This is a genomic window from Caballeronia sp. LZ024 (assembly GCF_031451455.1).
Classification (GTDB): Bacteria; Pseudomonadota; Gammaproteobacteria; order Burkholderiales; family Burkholderiaceae; genus Caballeronia; species Caballeronia telluris.
Window position 1 is genome coordinate 485,373 of sequence record NZ_JARUXL010000003.1, and the last position, 17,632, is coordinate 503,004.

The 17,632-nt window shown below is 66.1% G+C and carries 16 protein-coding genes and 1 pseudogene; 10 read left to right on the top strand and 7 right to left on the bottom strand.

Annotated elements, in window-relative coordinates:
• The first annotated feature begins 21 nt into the window (after nt 1-21).
• Both QCE48_RS19705 and QCE48_RS19710 read left to right on the top strand, forming a co-directional pair.
• On the top strand, nt 22-2,598 hold the full coding sequence (locus QCE48_RS19705) for a circularly permuted type 2 ATP-grasp protein (RefSeq protein WP_309784196.1): 2,577 nt from the start codon (nt 22-24) through the stop codon (nt 2,596-2,598).
• Entirely contained in the window at nt 2,595-3,518 is a 924-nt protein-coding gene (locus QCE48_RS19710; protein WP_309784197.1) for a transglutaminase family protein, read from the top strand. Before QCE48_RS19705 ends, QCE48_RS19710 begins: the two co-directional genes overlap by 4 nt.
• Nucleotides 3,519-3,521: 3 nt before the next feature.
• Here QCE48_RS19710 and QCE48_RS19715 read toward each other — a convergent pair whose 3' ends face one another.
• From QCE48_RS19715 to QCE48_RS19735, 5 genes are all read right to left on the bottom strand, one after another.
• Nucleotides 3,522-4,244: a TetR family transcriptional regulator gene (locus QCE48_RS19715; RefSeq protein WP_309784198.1), complete on the bottom strand. Its 723-nt coding sequence runs from the start codon at nt 4,242-4,244 to the stop codon at nt 3,522-3,524.
• A gap of 74 nt (nt 4,245-4,318) precedes the next feature.
• Nucleotides 4,319-5,236: an ABC transporter permease gene (locus QCE48_RS19720; protein ID WP_309784199.1), complete on the bottom strand. Its 918-nt coding sequence runs from the start codon at nt 5,234-5,236 to the stop codon at nt 4,319-4,321.
• Nucleotides 5,233-6,351 carry an ABC transporter permease gene (locus tag QCE48_RS19725; protein WP_309784200.1) on the bottom strand — a complete coding sequence of 373 codons (1,119 nt, stop codon included), beginning with the start codon at nt 6,349-6,351 and terminating at the stop codon, nt 5,233-5,235. Before QCE48_RS19725 ends, QCE48_RS19720 begins: the two co-directional genes overlap by 4 nt.
• Complete coding sequence (locus QCE48_RS19730) at nt 6,348-7,931, bottom strand: ABC transporter ATP-binding protein (protein WP_309784202.1); 1,584 nt, start codon at nt 7,929-7,931, stop codon at nt 6,348-6,350. Before QCE48_RS19730 ends, QCE48_RS19725 begins: the two co-directional genes overlap by 4 nt.
• Nucleotides 7,928-8,953 carry a BMP family protein gene (locus tag QCE48_RS19735; RefSeq protein ID WP_404982439.1) on the bottom strand — a complete coding sequence of 342 codons (1,026 nt, stop codon included), beginning with the start codon at nt 8,951-8,953 and terminating at the stop codon, nt 7,928-7,930. The genes QCE48_RS19730 and QCE48_RS19735 overlap by 4 nt, the downstream gene beginning before the upstream one ends.
• A gap of 205 nt (nt 8,954-9,158) precedes the next feature.
• Here QCE48_RS19735 and QCE48_RS19740 point away from each other — a divergent pair, with 205 nt between their 5' ends.
• The 8 genes from QCE48_RS19740 (at nt 9,159) to QCE48_RS19775 (ending at nt 16,580) form a co-directional block, all read left to right on the top strand.
• Nucleotides 9,159-9,965 carry a cysteine hydrolase gene (locus tag QCE48_RS19740; RefSeq protein WP_309784204.1) on the top strand — a complete coding sequence of 269 codons (807 nt, stop codon included), beginning with the start codon at nt 9,159-9,161 and terminating at the stop codon, nt 9,963-9,965.
• The gene (locus QCE48_RS19745; protein ID WP_309784205.1) at nt 9,962-11,122 is read left to right on the top strand and encodes an amidase; all 1,161 of its coding nucleotides are present in this window, start codon (nt 9,962-9,964) and stop codon (nt 11,120-11,122) included. The genes QCE48_RS19740 and QCE48_RS19745 overlap by 4 nt, the downstream gene beginning before the upstream one ends.
• A gap of 9 nt (nt 11,123-11,131) precedes the next feature.
• Nucleotides 11,132-11,338, top strand: coding sequence for an AtzG-like protein (locus QCE48_RS19750; protein ID WP_309784206.1), 207 nt, complete (start codon nt 11,132-11,134; stop codon nt 11,336-11,338).
• Nucleotides 11,335-12,750: an AtzE family amidohydrolase gene (locus tag QCE48_RS19755; protein ID WP_309784207.1), complete on the top strand. Its 1,416-nt coding sequence runs from the start codon at nt 11,335-11,337 to the stop codon at nt 12,748-12,750. The genes QCE48_RS19750 and QCE48_RS19755 overlap by 4 nt, the downstream gene beginning before the upstream one ends.
• Nucleotides 12,747-13,130 carry an oxalurate catabolism protein HpxZ gene (gene hpxZ, locus QCE48_RS19760; protein WP_309784208.1) on the top strand — a complete coding sequence of 128 codons (384 nt, stop codon included), beginning with the start codon at nt 12,747-12,749 and terminating at the stop codon, nt 13,128-13,130. Before QCE48_RS19755 ends, hpxZ begins: the two co-directional genes overlap by 4 nt.
• A 209-nt stretch (nt 13,131-13,339) precedes the next feature.
• Nucleotides 13,340-13,786, top strand: a complete 447-nt coding sequence (locus QCE48_RS19765) for an SgcJ/EcaC family oxidoreductase (protein ID WP_309784209.1) — start codon at nt 13,340-13,342, stop codon at nt 13,784-13,786.
• A 152-nt stretch (nt 13,787-13,938) separates the two neighbouring features.
• Complete coding sequence (locus QCE48_RS19770) at nt 13,939-15,150, top strand: putative DNA modification/repair radical SAM protein (RefSeq protein ID WP_309784210.1); 1,212 nt, start codon at nt 13,939-13,941, stop codon at nt 15,148-15,150.
• The gene (locus QCE48_RS19775) at nt 15,150-16,580 is read left to right on the top strand and encodes a UdgX family uracil-DNA binding protein (protein ID WP_309784211.1); all 1,431 of its coding nucleotides are present in this window, start codon (nt 15,150-15,152) and stop codon (nt 16,578-16,580) included. The genes QCE48_RS19770 and QCE48_RS19775 overlap by 1 nt, the downstream gene beginning before the upstream one ends.
• 1 nt (nt 16,581) lies before the next feature.
• Here the strand turns inward: QCE48_RS19775 and QCE48_RS19780 are convergent, their stop codons facing one another.
• A complete protein-coding gene (locus QCE48_RS19780; protein WP_309784212.1) occupies nt 16,582-17,307 on the bottom strand; it encodes a GntR family transcriptional regulator in 726 nt (241 codons plus the stop codon).
• Between the two features lie 75 nt (nt 17,308-17,382).
• Nucleotides 17,383-17,632: pseudogene (locus tag QCE48_RS19785) on the bottom strand (oxalate/formate MFS antiporter); the annotation flags it as partial.

A 17,632-nucleotide genomic window follows, 5' to 3' on the forward strand; every position in this document is an offset into this window, starting at 1 on the left:
AAACGACAACCGGTTTAACTTTTGGCCGTTCAAACCTCACTCCCTTTCGAAGAAGCCGCGGTCCGCGCGAAGGTGTCGTCGCCTTTGCGCGCGCTGCCGGTGAGGGAGGGTCACTGGGATGAACTGCGCGACGAATCGGGCCAGTTGCGTCCCATCTGGCGGCGCTTCTTCGACCTGCTCGGCGACGAAGGCATCGCCGGTCTCGATCACGCGGTCGACTCCATCGCGCAGCAGGTGCGCGACAACGACATCAGCTACAACGTCTACGCGGATAACGGCGAGCCGCGTCCGTGGGCGTTGGACCTTCTGCCGTTCCTCATCGACGAAGGCGAGTGGGCGAAGCTGGAACGCGCGATCAAACAGCGCGCGACCCTGCTCAACGCCATCGTGAAGGATGTCTACGGGCCGCAGACGCTGCTGCACGAAGGCTTTCTGCCGCCTGCGATGGTCTTCGGCCACCCCGGCTATCTGCGCTCGGTGAAGGGCTTCGTGCCGCCGGGCGGTCAGTACCTGCAACTCGTCGCGGTGGATCTCGCGCGCGCGCCGAGCGGCGAGTGGGTCATCATGGCGCATCGCACCGAGGCGCCGTCGGGGCTCGGCTATGCGCTGGAGAACCGGCTGATCGTCGCGGGCGTCTTCGCCGACCCGTTCCGTTCGATGCGCGTGCAGCGCCTCGCGCCGTTCTATTCGCGGCTGATCGCATCGCTCGTCGAAGGCGGACGCGCGACGATGCGCGGCGAGGAAGGCTCGCCGCACATTGCGCTGCTCACGCCGGGCCCGTTCAGCGAAACCTTCTTCGAGCACGCGTTCCTTGCGCGCTATCTCGGCGTGACGCTCGTCGAAGGCAAGGACCTGACCGTGCGCGACGACAAGCTGTTCCTCAAGACCTTCGCGGGACTCGAACGCGTGCACGTGCTCTTGCGCCGTCTCGACGACGCGTTCTGCGATCCCGTCGAACTGCGCGCGGATTCGAGCATCGGCGTGCCGGGTCTCTTGCAGGTGATGCGCGCGGGCAACGTGATGGTGTCGAACGTGCCGGGCTCGGGCTTCGTCGAATCGCCGGCGCTGCATGGTTTCCTGCCCGCGATTTCCCATTCGCTGCTGGGCGAGCGGCTCGAACTGCCGAGCGTGCCGACGTGGTGGTGCGGCGAGGCGGCCGCGCGCGAGGCGGCGCTCGAATCGCTCGACGAAGCGTTCGTCATTCCGACGTGGCCTGGCGTCGAGGTGAACGGGCGCAGTCCGCGCGGTTTCGGCGACGGTTTGCAGCCGCTTGCCAAGTGGGCAAAGCGCATCGAGGCGATGCCCGATGCCTTCACGATCCAGGAGCTGTTTCCCGGCTCGCACGCGCCGCGCTACGAGGAGAGCACGATCGCCGGTCGTTCCAGCGTGCTGCGCGTCTACGCAATCGCCGACATGGAAGGCGGCTGGTCGGTGATGCCGGGCGGCTTCACGCGCCTCGGCGCGGAACGGCAGCCATCGGTGTCGATGCAATATGGCAGCAGCAGCGTCGATACGTGGGTGCTGTCGAGCCATCCGAGTTCGACGCTCTCGCTCCTGCCCACGCCGATGACGCCCGACGACCTCGCGCGCAAGCACCGCACGGTGTCGAGCCGTGCCGCGGAGAATCTGTTCTGGGCTGGCCGCTACGGCGAGCGCGCGGAGAACAACACGCGGCTGATGCGCGTGATTCTTTCGTCGCTGGAGAGCAACGACGCCGAAGGCCTGCTCGACACGATGGTCGATCTCGCCTGGCAATGCGGCCTCTTGCCGCCGGGCGCGCCGCGCGGCGGCTATACGTCGGCTTCGCTCGAACGGATGCTCGTCGCGAACCTCGGCGAAGGCAGCGCGGCGTCGAGCATCGGGCAGAATCTCGCGAGCCAGGCGCGCGCGAGCGGCGAGATTCGCGGACGCCTCTCGACCGATCACTGGCGCACGATCCTCACGGCGCGCAACGATTTCCGCGATGCGATCCAGGCGCTGCATCCGGTGCGCGGCATCGAGCGCTATGACCGCGTGCTGCTCACGCGCACGCTGGAAACGCTCTCGTCGCAACTGCTCGCGATCAGCGGCGCGCAGGGCGACCGCATGACGCGCGACGAAGCGTGGCGGCTGATTTTTGCGGGGCGGCACATCGAACGCGTCGCGACGATGGCGACGTTCCTGCGCACGGCGGTCAAGCACCGGCAGATCGCGACGGCGGGCGGCTTCGATCTGCTGCTGCAACTCTTCGACAGCACGCTGACGTATCGGTCGCTCTATCCCGGACGCTTTGAAGTGCCGCCGCTGATCGACCTGCTGGTGGTCGAGCCGACCAATCCGCGCGGTCTCTATGGCGTGTACAAGCGCCTGTGCACGAAGCTCGTCGAGATTTCGCAGGCGGCGGGACGCGGCGCGCACAGCGATTTCAGCGAGGCGACGCGTTACGCGGCGTCGCTGCGCAATCTCGAAGCGCTCTGCACGACCGACGCCGGGGGCATGCACGCCGAGCTCGTCGCCGCATGCGACGAACTGGAGGCGCAGGTGAGCGCGGCCGCGCATGAAATCAGCGCGCGCTACTTCAGCCACGCGAAGACGCAATCGCTGCAGGTGTCGTCGTGACGATCGAAAAGGCCGTGTTGTCGGTGTCGCACCGGACGACTTATCGCTACTCCACCTACGTCGAGACGGCCCAGCATCTCGCGACGATTCGTCCGCAGAACACGGCGTGGCAGCGCGTGATCGCGCACGAGGAGAGCATCGAGCCGGCGCCGTCGTACATCAACAGCCGCGTCGATGCGTTCGGCAACGACGTGCTGTATTTTTCGCTGGAGTCGCCGCACCGATCGTTGCAGATGATCAGCGAGACGACCGTGGAGTTGACGCCGCGCTGGGCATCGCTTGATCCGGCCGCGACGCCGGCCTGGGACACGGTCGCGGCGACCACGCGTTATTGCGCCGGCGCGCCGTTCGTGCCGGAAACGGAGTTCTGCTTCGCCTCGCCGAATATCGGCTTGCGGCAGGACTTGCAGGAATACGGGCTCGTCAGTTTTACGCCGGGGCGACCGCTCGCCGAAGGCGCGATCGATTTAATGCATCGCATTTATGCCGACTTCGAGTACCGGCCGCTTTCCACTTCATACGATACGCCCGCGCATCAGGCGTTCGAACTGAAGAGCGGGGTGTGTCAGGACTTCGCGCAGGTGATGATCGGCTGCATGCGGGCAATCGGCCTGCCCGCGCGGTATGTGAGCGGCTATCTGCGCAACGATCCGCCGCCGGGGCAGGTGAAGCTCATTGGCGCGGATGCGTCGCACGCGTGGGTGTCGGTGTTTTGCCCGGGCAGCGGGTGGATCGATCTCGATCCGACCAACGACGTGCTCGCCGATCTGGATCACATCACGCTCGCAATCGGGCGGGACTATAGCGATGTTTCTCTGCTGCGCGGGCTTATTCTTGGGGGTGGGTCGCACCGGGTGGATGTGGGAGTGACGGTGCTTGGGCTCGAAGGTGATGATTCAGATCCCGAAACCGAACCTTAGACCCTACGCGACCGCCAACCCCTGCCGCACCGTCCCCTTCCTGAGAAACCCGCGCACCAGCTCATGCGCCTGCTCCTTATGCGCGGCCTGCCAGCTCGCCGCGAGCATGTCGGTATCGAACATCCGCGAGAGCGTATACGCATTCGACTTGTGAAAATAAGCGAGGCTGACGAGCGTGACATACAGATGCAAAGGATCGATGCCACGTCGCAACGTTCCGCCCACTTCCCCGCGCCGGATCAGCGTGCGCAATTTGTCCAGCACCGGCGACGACATCGCCTGAATCACTTTGGAAAGCTTCAGATACCGCGCCCGGTTCAGGTTCTCCCACGAAAGTAGGCAAAGCAATTCGGGGTGCGCGGAAAAATGCTCTTCGGTGAAGTCGTAAAGCTGAATGATGCCGGCAGCGGGATCGACGGTATGCACGTCGAGCGTGACGGCCAGTTCCGCTTCGCGCAGCCGTGCGAGCACATGCTCCAGCACTTCGACGTACAGCTTCTCCTTCCCGCCGAAGTAGTGATAGATCATCCGGATGTTGACCTTCGAGCGGCTCGCGATCGTCTCGACCCGCGCGCCGCTATAACCCTTGTCCGCGAATTCGCGGATCGCGATCTTCAGCATCCGCTCGCGCGTCTTGCTCGCGAGTTGCTGGCGGCGGGTGGCCGGCGCAGCCGGAGAGTCGGCGCCGAGCGCTTTAGCAGACGATGACGGCTTCTTGCTAGGCATGGACAGTGTCGAATGGTTGAGCGAACGGTGATCGATGCACGTCGATGATCTCCGCGATGGTACTCCGTGCGGCGTTATCGGCGAAATGGCTGCGTCAGCGCGGGCGGCGCGGTCTGCCGGCCGATCAGCCCCGCCACCGCGACGAGCGCGAGCAGGTACGGAAGCATGATGAGCAGCGCCGTGGGCACGTGAATGCCGAACATCGGCAACTGGAACTGCATCGCGGTCGCGGCACCGAAGAGCAGGCACGCGAGCGCGGTGCGGCCGATCTTCCAGTTGCCGAAGATGATCGCGGCGATCGCGAGATAACCGGTGCCATTCGTCATGCCTTCGGTGAACGTGTGGATGTCGCCGATGGAGATGAAGCAGCCCGCCGCCGCCGACATCACGCCCGAGAACACCACCGCGCCATAGCGCAGGCGCGCGACCGACAAGCCCGACTGATCGACCGCGCGCGGCGCGACGCCCGCCGCGTGCAGCGCGATGCCGAGCGCGGTGCGCCGCATCACGATGGACGTCGCGATCAGCACGGCGAGTCCCGCATACAGCAGCCACACCTGATGAAACACGGGTTCGCCGATCACCGGCAGTTGCCCGAGCCCCGGCGGCGACCAGCGCGACAGCCCCGGAATCACGGCGCTCGAGCGCTCGCCGAACACTTCGCGATACGCGAGCGTCGTGCCGCCGAGCGCCAAAATGTTGATGCCGATGCCGGTCACGATCTGGTTCGCGCGCAGCGTGATGCTCAGGAACGCCTGCAACAACGCAAGCGGAATCACGCCGATCATGCCGCACACGAGACCGATCCCGGGATTGCCGGTCAGCCAGGAAAACGTCGCGCCGAGAAACGCACCGGTCAGCATCATGCCTTCGACGCTCATGTTGAGCACGCCCGCGCGTTCGCTGATGAGTTCGCCCGTCGCGGCGAGCATCATCGGCGCGGCGAGGCGGATGGAGGCGCCCGCGAAGACAGCCAGAAGCTCGATGTTCATTGGCGCGCTCCCTTGCGTTCGAGCCACATCGCGCCGCCCGCCAGCGCGACCGTGACGATGCCCTGCACGATCAGCACCAGCGCCGAGGGCACCGAGGCGACCATTTCCATGTTGATGCCGCCCGAGCGCAGGAACCCGAAGAGCAGCGCGGCAGCGAACACGCCGACAATCGAATCGCGCGCGAGCAGGCCGACCACGAGCCCGTCGAAGCCGTAGCCCGACGAGAAGCCCGCCTTCAGCGAATACTGGTCGCCTTGCAGCATCAACGCGCCCGCAAGGCCGCCGAACGCGCCGGCGAGCGAGAGCGCGCCGACCAGCGCCGACGTGATCGGCAGACCGGCCCGGCGCGCCGCGACCGGGTTCAGGCCGGCGGCGCGCAGGCACAACCCGAAGCGCGTGCGCCGGAGCATCACGGCGGAGGCGACCGCCAGCACGAGCGTGAGCGGCAATCCGATGGTGAGGTTCATGCCGCTCGCGGCGAGCACGGCCGGCAGCTTGGTCGCGTCCGGAATGTCGAGCGATTCGGGCAGCGTGGCGCCGCTCGTCATCGGCTGGCGCAAGAGCGCTTCGCTCTGCACACACCAGTAAAGCAGCCATACTGCGATGAACGACAGCAAGAGCGTGCTGATCACCTCATTCGTGCCGGCCTTTGCCTTCAACACGCCCGGCACGCCGCCCCAGACCGCGCCCGCGGCGGCCGCGGTCAGCATCGGCACGGCGAACGAGAGGCCGAACGGCAGATGCGCGCATCCGCCGTAGAGGCTCATCGCGGTGGCCGCAATACCGCCGATCGCAATCTGCCCTTCGCCGCCGACGTTCGTGAGCCGCGCGCGGTTCGCGATCACGAAGCCCGTGCCGACGAGCGCGAATGCAAGACTCCGGTTGACCGACGCGCCGATGGCGTAAGGCGAGCCCCATGCGCCGTCGGCGAAGGCGCCGATCGCATCGCGGATCGGCACGCCGACGACCGTGATCAACAGCAACGCCGCGACGAGCGCCAGCCCGACCGATGCGCCGACCACGAGCGCGACGCGCACTTGCGGCGAAGCGTTGCCGTCGCCACGCCTGAAGCGCAACCGCGAAAGCGTGCCATGCAGATTCAGATCGGGATTCATGCGGTGTCTCCCGAGCCCGCCATCCATGCGCCGATGCGTCCGCGATTGGCCGCATCGGGCGTGCAGCTGCCCATGATGCGTCCGCGGTACAGCACGACGATGCGATCGGCGACGCTCATCAGTTCGTCGAGTTCGGATGAAATCAGCAGCACGCCGACGCCGCGTTCACGCGCCGCGCGGATGTGCGTGTAGACAGCGGCGACCGCGCCGACATCGAGACCGCGCGTCGGTTGCGCGGCGAGCAGGAAGACGAGCGGGTCGAGCGTCAGTTCGCGCGCGAGCACCGCTTTCTGCTGGTTGCCGCCCGACAGACCGCCGAACAGCGCGTCGGGACCGCTCGCGCGCACGTCGAAGCGTGTCATCAACGCCAGCGCGGCGGCACGCATCGCGCGTCGTCGCAGGAAGCCGTACTGCGTGTAGCGGTCGAGGTGATTGATGAGCAGGTTGTCGGCGAGACTCATGCCCGTCACGCAGCCGACCGCGTGCCGGTCTTCGGGCACGATGCCGACGCCCGCGCGCGTCAGCTCGCGCGGGCCCGCGTTCGTCATGTCGCGGCCCGCGATGAAGAAGCGTCCCGCCGCCGCCGGCATCATGCCCGCGAGCACGGCGCCGAGTTCGCTCTGACCATTGCCTTCGACGCCCGCAATGCCGACGATCTCGCCGCGATTCACCACGAGCGTGCAGTCGGACAAGCGCGCGACGCCCTCGGCATCGCGGGCGGAGAGGCCGTCGATCTGCAGCACTTCGTCGTCGAGCGGGCGCGAGTAGGGCGAGGTCGCGCGAAGTTGCGCGAGCGAGAGGCGGCTCGCCATGTCTTCGCTGTCGTCCGGCGCTTCGGCGCGATGGATCATCGCGTGCACGAGATGATCGATGTCGGTCGAAGGCGAAGCCGAGCGCGCGACGACGCGTCCCGATTGCAGCACGGTCGCGTGCGTTGCGATGCGGCAGATTTCCTTCAGCTTATGCGTGACGAGCACCACCGCGCAGCCGCGTTCGGCGACGCGCGCGCAGGTATCGAGCAGCGCGTCGATCTCGGCGGGCAGCAGCACGGCGGTGGGTTCGTCGAGGAGCAGCAGGCGCGGCTCGCGCATCAGGCACTTGACGATCTCGACACGCTGACGCTCGCCCACCGAGAGGTCGGCGATGCGCACGTCGAGCGCGAGATCGAGGCCGACGCTCGCGAGCACCGCCTGCACTTCCTTCGAGCGCGCCGCGCGATCGAGAAAGCCGCGCGACTGGCCGAGCAACAGGTTGTCGAGCACGCTTGCATCGTCGACGAGGCTGAAGTGCTGATGAACCATCGCGATGCCGGCGCCAAGCGCCTCGCGCGGATTGCGCGGCCGGTACGCGGCGCCATCGACGCGCATCGTGCCCGCGTCCGGCTGATGCACGCCGAAGATCACGTTGCAGAGCGTCGACTTGCCCGCGCCGTTCTCGCCGATCAGGCAATGTACGTCGCCGGGCATCAGGTCGAGCGAGACGTCGTCGAGCGCCTGGAACGCGCCGAAGCGCTTGCCGATGCCCGCGAGCGAGAGGATCGGCGCCGCGTCCGTGCGCGGCGCGAGGGCGGCGGCGTTCATCCTTCCGAGACCTTGATCTTGCCGCTCAGGATGTCGTCTTCGATCTGCTTGATCTTCGCCTGCATCGCGGGCGTCGTCTGGCATACGGCCATGCCTGACGCCTTCGGTCCCATCGCGAGGCCGAATGCCTTGTAGCCCGGCTGCCACGATCCTTTTTCGAGTTGCTCGATCGCATACTGCGCCTGGTAGCCGACGCCCGTGATGCTGTACGCGACATAGAGCGCGTCACTGCCGCAGCGGTCCGTATAGCTGCCGATGATGTGCGTGTTCTTTTCCTTCGCCGCTTGTTCGAGGCCGCGCAGGCCGAGGTTCAGGATGTGATAGTGGACGTCGGCGCCCTGCGCGATGGCGGCGGCGGTCGCTTCGCGGGCCTTCGCGACGTTGTCGAAGTCGCCGGTGTAGCTCTCGAAGTACTTGACCTTCGGATTGATGTAGCGCGCGCCGTTGCCGAACTCCTTGCCCGCGTTGACGATTGACGGAATCTCCATGCCGCCCACGTAGCTGACCGCATTCGACTTCGACAGCATCGCGGCCGTGGCGCCCGCGACGAACGCGATCTCGGCCTGCTTCACGTCATAGCCCGCGACGTTCGGCGGCATCGTCTCGCCCTTGCTGCCGCCGACGATCGAGAACTTCACATTGGGAAAGCGCTTGGCGACCTTTAGCACCGCCGCCTGCGTCTGCCCGCCGACGCCGATCACGAGCTGGTTCTTCGTCGCGAGATTGGTGAGCGCCTGCTCCATGTCCGCGTAGTTGATGTTCTCGATGATCTGCGTCTTCAGCTTCGGGCCGAATTCCTTCTGCGCGGCGACGACGCCGTCGTAGCCCGATTCCATCCAGCCCTTGTCGGTCTTCGAGCCGGGGATCAGCACGCCGACGCGCATCGCGTCGTCGGCGGCACGCGCTTTCGTGATGAAGAACGCGGGCGTGCTGATCGCGATCAATGCCGCGACGACCACGGTTCGTGCGACAAAGCGGCGGTGACGAACGCGCTGCGAAGGTTGTTGTGATCCAGTCATCACTGGCACTCCTTTTGCGTTGGATTTGGTAAGTAGGTTATTCATGAACGAAATCGTCAACGCAACTTCGATGCCATGCACGCCTGACGATGCGATGCATGGAACACGAAACGAGCGATGAGCGATGCGCGTGAAGGCCGCATCGACGCATCGTGGAAGTCAGCCGCTTCTCTTCTATTTCCCTTTGAGGCACGCTTTGGAGAACACCTTGGAAAACGGCGAAAGCCCAGATACGACGGCGCTTTCCGGCGCACTCGGCGTCTTCGCGCAGACGCGCTGGAGCGCGACGCAGACGCTCGTCGACATGGCGCCCGCGACGCCTTCGCCACGCCTGGCGACGCTCGATTCAGAGCCGCAGCAGGTGCGCTTCGACATTGATAAAGCAGCGATCGTCGTGATCGATATGCAGAATGACTTCTGCACCAAACGCGGATGGGTTGCCCATCTTGGGGGCGACTACGAAGCGGATCGCGCGCCGATTGCACCATTGCAGCGCCTGCTGCCGATCGCGCGCCGCCATGGCGTGCCGGTGATCTGGGTGAACTGGGGCAATCGCCCCGATCTCGCGAACATGCCGCCGAATCAAATCCATTTATATAAGCCGACGGGTACGGGCATCGGCCTCGGCGAGCCGCTTCCCGGCCACGGCGCGCACGTGCTCGAAAAGGATTCGTGGGCGGCGGCGGTCGTCGATGAACTCGCGCCCGAGCCGCAGGACATCCGCGTCGACAAGTACCGCATCAGCGGCTTCTGGGATACGCCGCTCGACAGCATCCTACGCAACCTCGGCACGCGCACGGTGTTCTTCGCGGGCGTCAATACGGACCAGTGCGTGCTGCACACGCTCACCGACGCGAACTTCCTCGGCTATGGCTGCGTGATGCTGTCCGATTGCTGCGCAACGTCGTCGCCGGCGTTCTGTACGGAAGCGACGATCTGGAACGTGAAGAAGTGCTTCGGCTTTGTCGCGGCGTCTTCGCAACTGGCCGACGCATTGCAAGGAGAGACGCGATGAGCGCGTTCGTCCCCGGTGCGAGAGTGCGCGTCGCGGCGACGTCGAGCGGCCCGCTCGACGGCTTGCGCTTCGCGGTCAAAGACTTGATCGACGTGGCGGGCGTCGTGACCGGCGGCGGCAACCCCGACTGGCTCGCGACGCATGCCGAGGCCACGCGACACGCGCCGTCGGTGGCGGCGCTGCTCGCGGCGGGCGCGTCGGTCGACGGCAAGACGATCACCGACGAACTCGCGTACAGCCTCGAAGGCGTCAACGAGCACTACGGCACGCCGCTCAATCCGCGCTGGCCGCATGCGCTGCCGGGCGGGTCGTCGAGCGGATCGGCGAGCGCGGTCGCAAGCGGCGAAGTCGATTTCGCGCTCGGCACCGATACCGGCGGCTCCGTGCGCGTGCCCGCCGCGTTCTGCGGACTATGGGGCATCCGGCCGACGCACGATGCCGTATCGGCTGAAGGCGTGTTGCCTTTCGCGCCCTGCTTCGACACGGTCGGATGGTTTGCGCGCTCGGGCGAGTTGCTCGCGCGCGTGGCGGACGTGCTGCTCGCGGGAACGGCGCCCGTCGATGTGCCGCCGCACATGACGCGATGCTCGGAAGCGTTCGGAGCGCGCGCCGCGAACGAACCCGACGAGGCGGCAACGCTGGCGTCGCTGGCGGCGAGCGTCGGTGCACACGACGAGATCAGCGTCTTTCACGGCGATGCCGCGCGATGGCTGCACTGCTACCAGCAGCTTCAGGACGATGCGATCCGCGCGTCGCTCGGCGGCTGGATCGACGCGACGTCACCGCGCTTCGGGCCCGCAATCGCATCGCGATTCGCGAGGCTCGCCCTGCTCGACGACGATGAAGTCGCACGCTGCCGCGCCTTGCGCTCGACGTTGGCGGCACGCATCGACGCGCTCGTGAGCAAGAGCGTGATCGTTCTGCCGACCACGCCGCTCGCGCTCATCGAGAAGAACGCATCGGGCGAACGCATCGGCGCGTTCTATCGCGATGCGCTGACGATGGACGCCATTGCCGCGCTCGCCGGTCTGCCGCAAGTGACCGTGCCGCTCGCGGACGAGCGTGATCGTCCGCTGGCGTTGTCCTTCATCGGGCCGCGCGGAAGCGATCGTGCGCTGATCGCGCTCGTTCGCCACCTGTTTTCATCCATCGAGTAGAGGAGCCCAATGACCGACGACGTCAACACGCCGCCCGACCGCGCGACCGCCACCGCTTATGTCGATGCCGCGCTCGCGCTGCATTTTCCCTCGGTGACGGAAGCGGCCGCCGCGCGCGTGCATGAGCAGTTCGCACGCATCGCGATGCTCGCGGGCCCGGTGCTTTTGTACCCGCTCGCCGCCGACGACGAACCCGCACCGGTGTACAGACCATGACGGCCGCCCGCTATCCTCTCGATGCGTTCGGCATCGCGCGCGCGTATGCGCAGGGCGAATTCACGGCACGCGATCTGATCGACGACACGTTTGGCCGCATTGCGATCGGCGACAAGCACGTCAACGCGTTCACGGCGCTTACGATGGAACGCGCGTTCGACGAAGCCGCGCAACTCGACGCGAAGCGTGCGAAAGGCGAGTCGCTGCCGCCGCTCGCGGGCGTGCCGTTCGCCGCGAAGAACCTGTTCGACGTGGCCGGCATCACGACCATCGCGGGGTCGCGCATACTGGCCGGCAACGCTCCCGCCACGCGCGATTCGACGCTCGTGCGATGCATGCGCGAGCAGGGCGCGATCATGGTCGGCGCGCTCAACATGGATGAGTTCGCCTACGGCTTCACGACGGAGAACCATCACGCCGGGCCGTGCCGCAATCCGCATGACCTGTCGCGCACGTCGGGCGGCTCGTCGGGCGGGAGCGCGGCCGCGGTCGCCGCGGGCTTCGTGCCGGTCACGCTCGGCACCGATACGAACGGATCGGTGCGCGTGCCCGCATCGCTCTGCGGTGTGTTCGGCGTCAAGCCGACCTATGGGCGCCTTTCGCGCCACGGCACGTTTCCGTTCGTCGCGAGCATCGATCACATGGGCGCGTTCGCGCGCAACATCGACGACCTCGCCGTGACCTACGACGCATTGCAGTACATCGACCCAAACGACCCTGCGTGTTCCGCGCGCGCGATCGAGCCGGTCGGCGCATCGGATCGAAGCGGCGCGTTGCGTGTCGCGCGGCTGGGCGGCTACTTCGACGACAACGCAGGCGACGAAGCACGCGAGCTCGCGTTGTCGGCAACGCGCGCGCTCGGCGCTCGGGAGACGATCGCGTTTCCCGAGGCGGCGGCCGCGCCCGGTGCCGCGTTCATGATCAGCGCGGCGGAAGGCGGCCAGTTGCATCTGCCGACCCTGCGCTCGCGATACGACGAGCACGAACCGCTGTCGCGCGATCGTCTGATTGCGGGCGCCTTGCTGCCCGCTGCGTGGGTGTTGCAGGCGCAGCGCGTGCGCGCCGCGTTGCGCAAGCGCGTGCTCGAACTGTTCGAGCGTTACGATGTGCTGATCGCGCCCGCGACGCCTGTCGTCGCTCCGCACATCGGACAGGAGTTCATGGACGTGGGCGGCCAGCGTCTGGCGGTGCGTCCGAACCTCGGGCTGCTGACGCAGCCGATATCGTGTATCGGACTGCCGGTGGTCGCGGTGCCGATGCGCACGTCGACCGGTCTGCCGCTCGCCGTGCAGGTGATCGCGGCGCCGTGGCGCGAGGACCTCGCGTTCGAAGCGGCGCGCCGTCTGGTCGACGCACAGCTTGCATGGTGTCCCGAACCGCCTTCGTTCCCGCTGTCAGGAGGCGCGCAATGAACGAGATCAATCGACCCGATGTGCTCGCCGAAGTCGACGCGGCCTTCGATGCCTACGAAGAGGCGCTCGTCACCAACGACGTCGCCACGCTCGACGAACTGTTCTTCGATTCGCCTCACACGCTGCGCTATGGCGCGACGGAAAACCTCTATGGCTACGAGGCGATTCGCGCGTTCCGGGCGGCGCGTCCCGGTACGGCACTCGCGCGCACGATCACGGCGCGCGTCGTGACCTCTTACGGCGATGCATTTGCCGTCGCGAACATCGAGTTTCGTCGCGAAGGCGATCCGCGCATCGGACGTCAAAGCCAGACATGGATGAAGACGGCGGACGGCTGGCGCGTGGTGAGCGCGCACGTAAGCTGGATGGAGACGCGCTAAGTGCTCCCTACGAACGCGGCGCGCTAATTGATTACAGAGAACCCCGTTCCTATACTGCTCGCGCAGACTGGTAACTGTAAGAAAGATCGACCCGACTGCCTGTTCCGGATCGGCGCCCGCGCTGGCGCCGTGCTGGTGCTCGCCCGTCGCCGCCGCTCTGACCCAGCGCGAAGGCGTCCGGTCTGCGATTACGCCACCGGAGATACGCAATGAAAAAGTCCGTCCGACATGTCGGCGCGTGCGTGCTGTTCGCGCTCGCGGCCTCGCATCCCGCTCTTGCACAGGGCGACAAGGCAGTCGATGCAGCCAACGCCAACTGGAACAAGGCGTTCAATAGCGGCGACGCGCACGCGCTCGCCGCGCTTTACGATCCGAAGGCGGTGGTATCGCCGGGTAATGGCAAGTCGATCGAGGGTCGCGCGGAAATCGAAAAGCTCTTCAAGAGCTTCTTCGATGCGGGCGTCCACGATCACACCATCGAAGTCATCCAAGTGCGCCATAGCGGCAACACGATGTATCAGACGGCCAACTGGACCGCGGTCGCGGAAAAGGACGGCAAGAAGTCGCAATACAAGGGCGTGCTGCTCAGCGTGATGAGCAAGGGCGCCGATGGCAAGTGGCACGTGACGGCGCATACATGGAACGCGATGCCGTGATGCCGTCCGATGATTGCATAGCGAACTAGTTCGACGCTCTCGCTCGCTTGCGGATGGACAAAAGAAGGGCAATGCGCACCGTTTGAAACCGTTTGCTTCGTGCCACAATGCGGCTTAAGATACTGTACGCATATACAGTATCAGTGGTGAGCATGGAGCTGTCGGAAAAACTCGAAATCCTCGCGGACGCGGCGAAATACGACGCGTCGTGCGCCAGCAGCGGCGCGCCGAAACGCGCGTCGCGGGGCATTGACGGGCTTGGCGCGAGCACCGGTTCGGGCATCTGCCACAGCTTTACGCCCGATGGCCGCTGCGTCTCGCTGCTCAAGATCCTGCTGACGAACTTCTGTCTGTACGACTGCAAGTACTGTGTGAATCGCCGTTCGAGTAACGTGCCGCGTGCGCGCTTCACGCCGGAGGAAGTCGTAGGCCTTACGCTCGACTTTTATCGCCGCAATTACATCGACGGCCTCTTTCTTAGCTCGGGCGTGATCCGCTCGTCGGACTACACGATGGAGCAACTGGTGCGCGTCGCGAAGTCGCTGCGCGAGGAGCATCGGTTTCGCGGCTACATCCACCTGAAGACGATCCCCGACGCGGACCCCGAAATCATCGCTCAGGCGGGACGCTATGCCGACCGCCTGAGCGTGAACATCGAACTGCCGACCGAGATCGGTCTCGAGAAGCTCGCGCCAGAAAAGAGCGGTCGCACGATCAAGCTTGCGATGGGATCGATCCGTCTCGCGCAGGAAGAGTCGGAAGCGGAACCGCGCGCACCGCGCTTTGCGCCGGCGGGGCAGAGCACGCAGATGATCGTCGGCGCCGATGAAACCGATGACCGCACCATTCTCGCCACCGCCGAAACGCTGTACGGATCGTATCGGCTCAAGCGCGTTTATTACTCGGCGTTCAGTCCGATTCCCGACAGTCCGTCGATCGTGCCGCTCAAGGCGCCGCCGCTTTTGCGCGAGCATCGGCTCTACCAGGCGGACTTTCTGATGCGCGGCTACGGCTTTTCCGCATCCGAATTGCTCGATGCGCCCGGCAACCTGCCGCTCGACGTCGATCCGAAACTCGCTTGGGCGCTCGCGCATCGGGAGCGCTTTCCAGTCGATCTCAACGCGGCGCCGGTGCGGATGATCGCGCGCATTCCGGGCATCGGCATGCGCAATGCGAAGCGGCTCGTCGAATTGCGGCGCTCGCGACGCATTCGTTATGCCGATCTTGTCCGGCTGCGCTGCGGCATGGAGAAGGTCAAGCCTTTCGTCGTCACGCAGGATTACCGGCCGCCGGTTCGCGAGACATCGTCTGAGCAATTGCGGCGCGCGCTTTCTGCCGCGCCGGTGCAGCTCGCGCTGCTCTGATGAAGACGATCACGATAGAAGACGAATTCGACGCGTGGCGCAGCGCGGCGCTAAGCGCGCGCTCACAAGGACTCGCGCCGGAATCGATCGAATGGCGTACTTTGGAAGCTCACGCTGCGGAGCTGTCGTTGTTCGAACCTTCGGAGGCAGAGCATCACGAAGCGCAATCGCACGCGCCGACCGTGCGCGTCTCGAAGGAACTGGCAACGCTCATCAAGGAGGCCGCGCACTTCACCGATGCGTCCCGCTGGGGCTTTCTCTATCGCGTGTTGTGGCGGTGGGCGCAGGGTGATCGTGCGGTCGCATCGGCTGCCGATGAAGACGGCGCGCGGCTGCATCGAATGGCGAAAGCAGTGCGACGCGCGCAGCACGACATGATCGCGTATGTGCGCTTCAGAAAGCGCGACGCTTCGCTCGGTTCGCCCGAGTATGTCGCGTGGTACGAGCCGGATCACGACGTCCTCGCCTGGGGCGCCGATCACTTCGCCAAGCGCATGGGCAAATCCACGTGGCTCATCACGACGCCCACTGGCGCCGCGATGTTCAATGGCGAGACGTTGCGACTCGAACGTCGTCATGCCTTCGCCGCCGATCACGTGAGCGACACGCCCGATTCCGCCGAAGCGCTCTGGCTCACCTACTACAAGAGCACGTTCAATCCCGCGCGGCTTAACGAAGACGCGCTGGAACTGCACATGCCGGTGCGCTTCTGGAAAGGCTTGCCTGAAGGCGCGCTGATCCCGCGCCTCGTCAGCGAGGCAAGAAGCGGCGCGCGGCGCGTGGCGCAGGCGAAGGGCGTCGGCGCGCTCGGCGGCAAGTCGATTCCGGTGGAAGCGAGCGAAGCGCAGCCCGAACGCGACGCGCCCACGTCGCTCGACGCCTGCCGCCGCTGCGATCTCTGGCGCACGGCCACGCAGGCAGTCGCGGGGCAGGGCAGCGAACGCGCGCGCATCATGCTGCTCGGCGAGCAGCCGGGCGATCAGGAGGATCTCAAGGGCGAGCCGTTCGTCGGTCCTGCCGGCCGTTTGCTCGACGACGCGATGCAACGGGCGGGCGTGGCGCGCCGCGACGTGTATCTGACCAACGCGGTCAAGCATTTCAAGTGGGAGCCGCGCGGCAAGCGGCGTCTGCACAAGACGCCGGGGCAGCAGGAAGTCGATGCGTGCGCTTACTGGCTCGACAAGGAGTTGCGCACGGTCGATGCGCGCGTGATCGTCACGCTCGGCGCGACGGCGCTCAATGCGCTCGTCGGCAAGCGCGCGAGTTTGCAGTCGCATCTCGGGCGCGCGGTGCCGTTCGGCGAGCGGTGGATCGTCGCGACCTACCACCCGTCATATGCGCTGCGTCAGGACGACGACACGGCGCGCGAGCGCACCATCGCGACCATCGTCGCCGCGCTGGAGGAAGCGCGCAGACTGGCCGGACAATGAACTAGGCCGACATTCCCCAGTTCGTCTCGACGAATGCCGCCAGATCGAGCGAATGGCGGCGCACGATGGCTTCCGCCAGTTCGCCGTCGCGCCGTTCGAGCGCGGCGATGATCTCTTCGTGATCGGCCATCGAACGCGACGCGCGGTCGCTTTGCGAAATCGTATGGCGACGGATCGCGCGCACGTGCGCAAAGATGTTGGAGAGCGTCTGCGAAATCACCTCCGACTTCGATAGCGTCACCACGGCCTGATGGAACGCGATGTTCGCGTCGGAATAGTTGTCGATGTCGTCGGCGGGCGAGTGATCGTGGAAGTCATGGAACATCGCCCGCAGCAAGGCGATTTCCTCGTCGGTGGCGCGCTCGGCGGCAAGACGCGCCGCCATGCTTTCGAGCGCGGCCCACAGATGAATCATCTCGATGATCTCGGCGCGCGTCTTGCGCGTGATGTACACGCCGCGGCGCGGCACGGTCCGCAGAAATCCCTCCTGTTCGAGCAACGTGATCGCCTCGCGCACCGGCGTGCGGCTCACGCCGAGCGCGGTCGTCAGCTTGCGCTCGTCGAGGCGGATTTCCCGCTCCGAGCCGTAGATGTCCGCGTCGGCGATGGCCTGGCGCAGCTGGGTGTACGCCTGCTTGCGCAGCGGCGCGCTCGCGTCGATCGGTTCGAGCTTGCGTGCGATGGCGAGGAACGTGAGGTCCGCCTGCTCGTCGTAGGTCTCTGACATGGTCGTGTTCCTGCATTGATTCTGATCGGCAGACGAAGCGCGCCGCGCACCGGGTCGCGGTGCGCGGCGCTTCTCTCAACGGCCTGACGAAGAAGCGGGACGCGCCTCCGCCGGGACCTCGAAGCTTGCGTTTTCGTACGCGAGCGCCGTGTTGTTGATCCAGCGCTTTCTCATCGGCGCGAGCAGGAACTTGGCCGCGATCGCCGCGGCGATCGAGATGCCCGCCGCGCAGATGAACACCGCGTTCCAGCCACCGACCGCCGACAGCAGCGACGCCACCGGAACCAGCATCGACGCCGTGCCCTTCGCCGTGTACAGCGTGCCG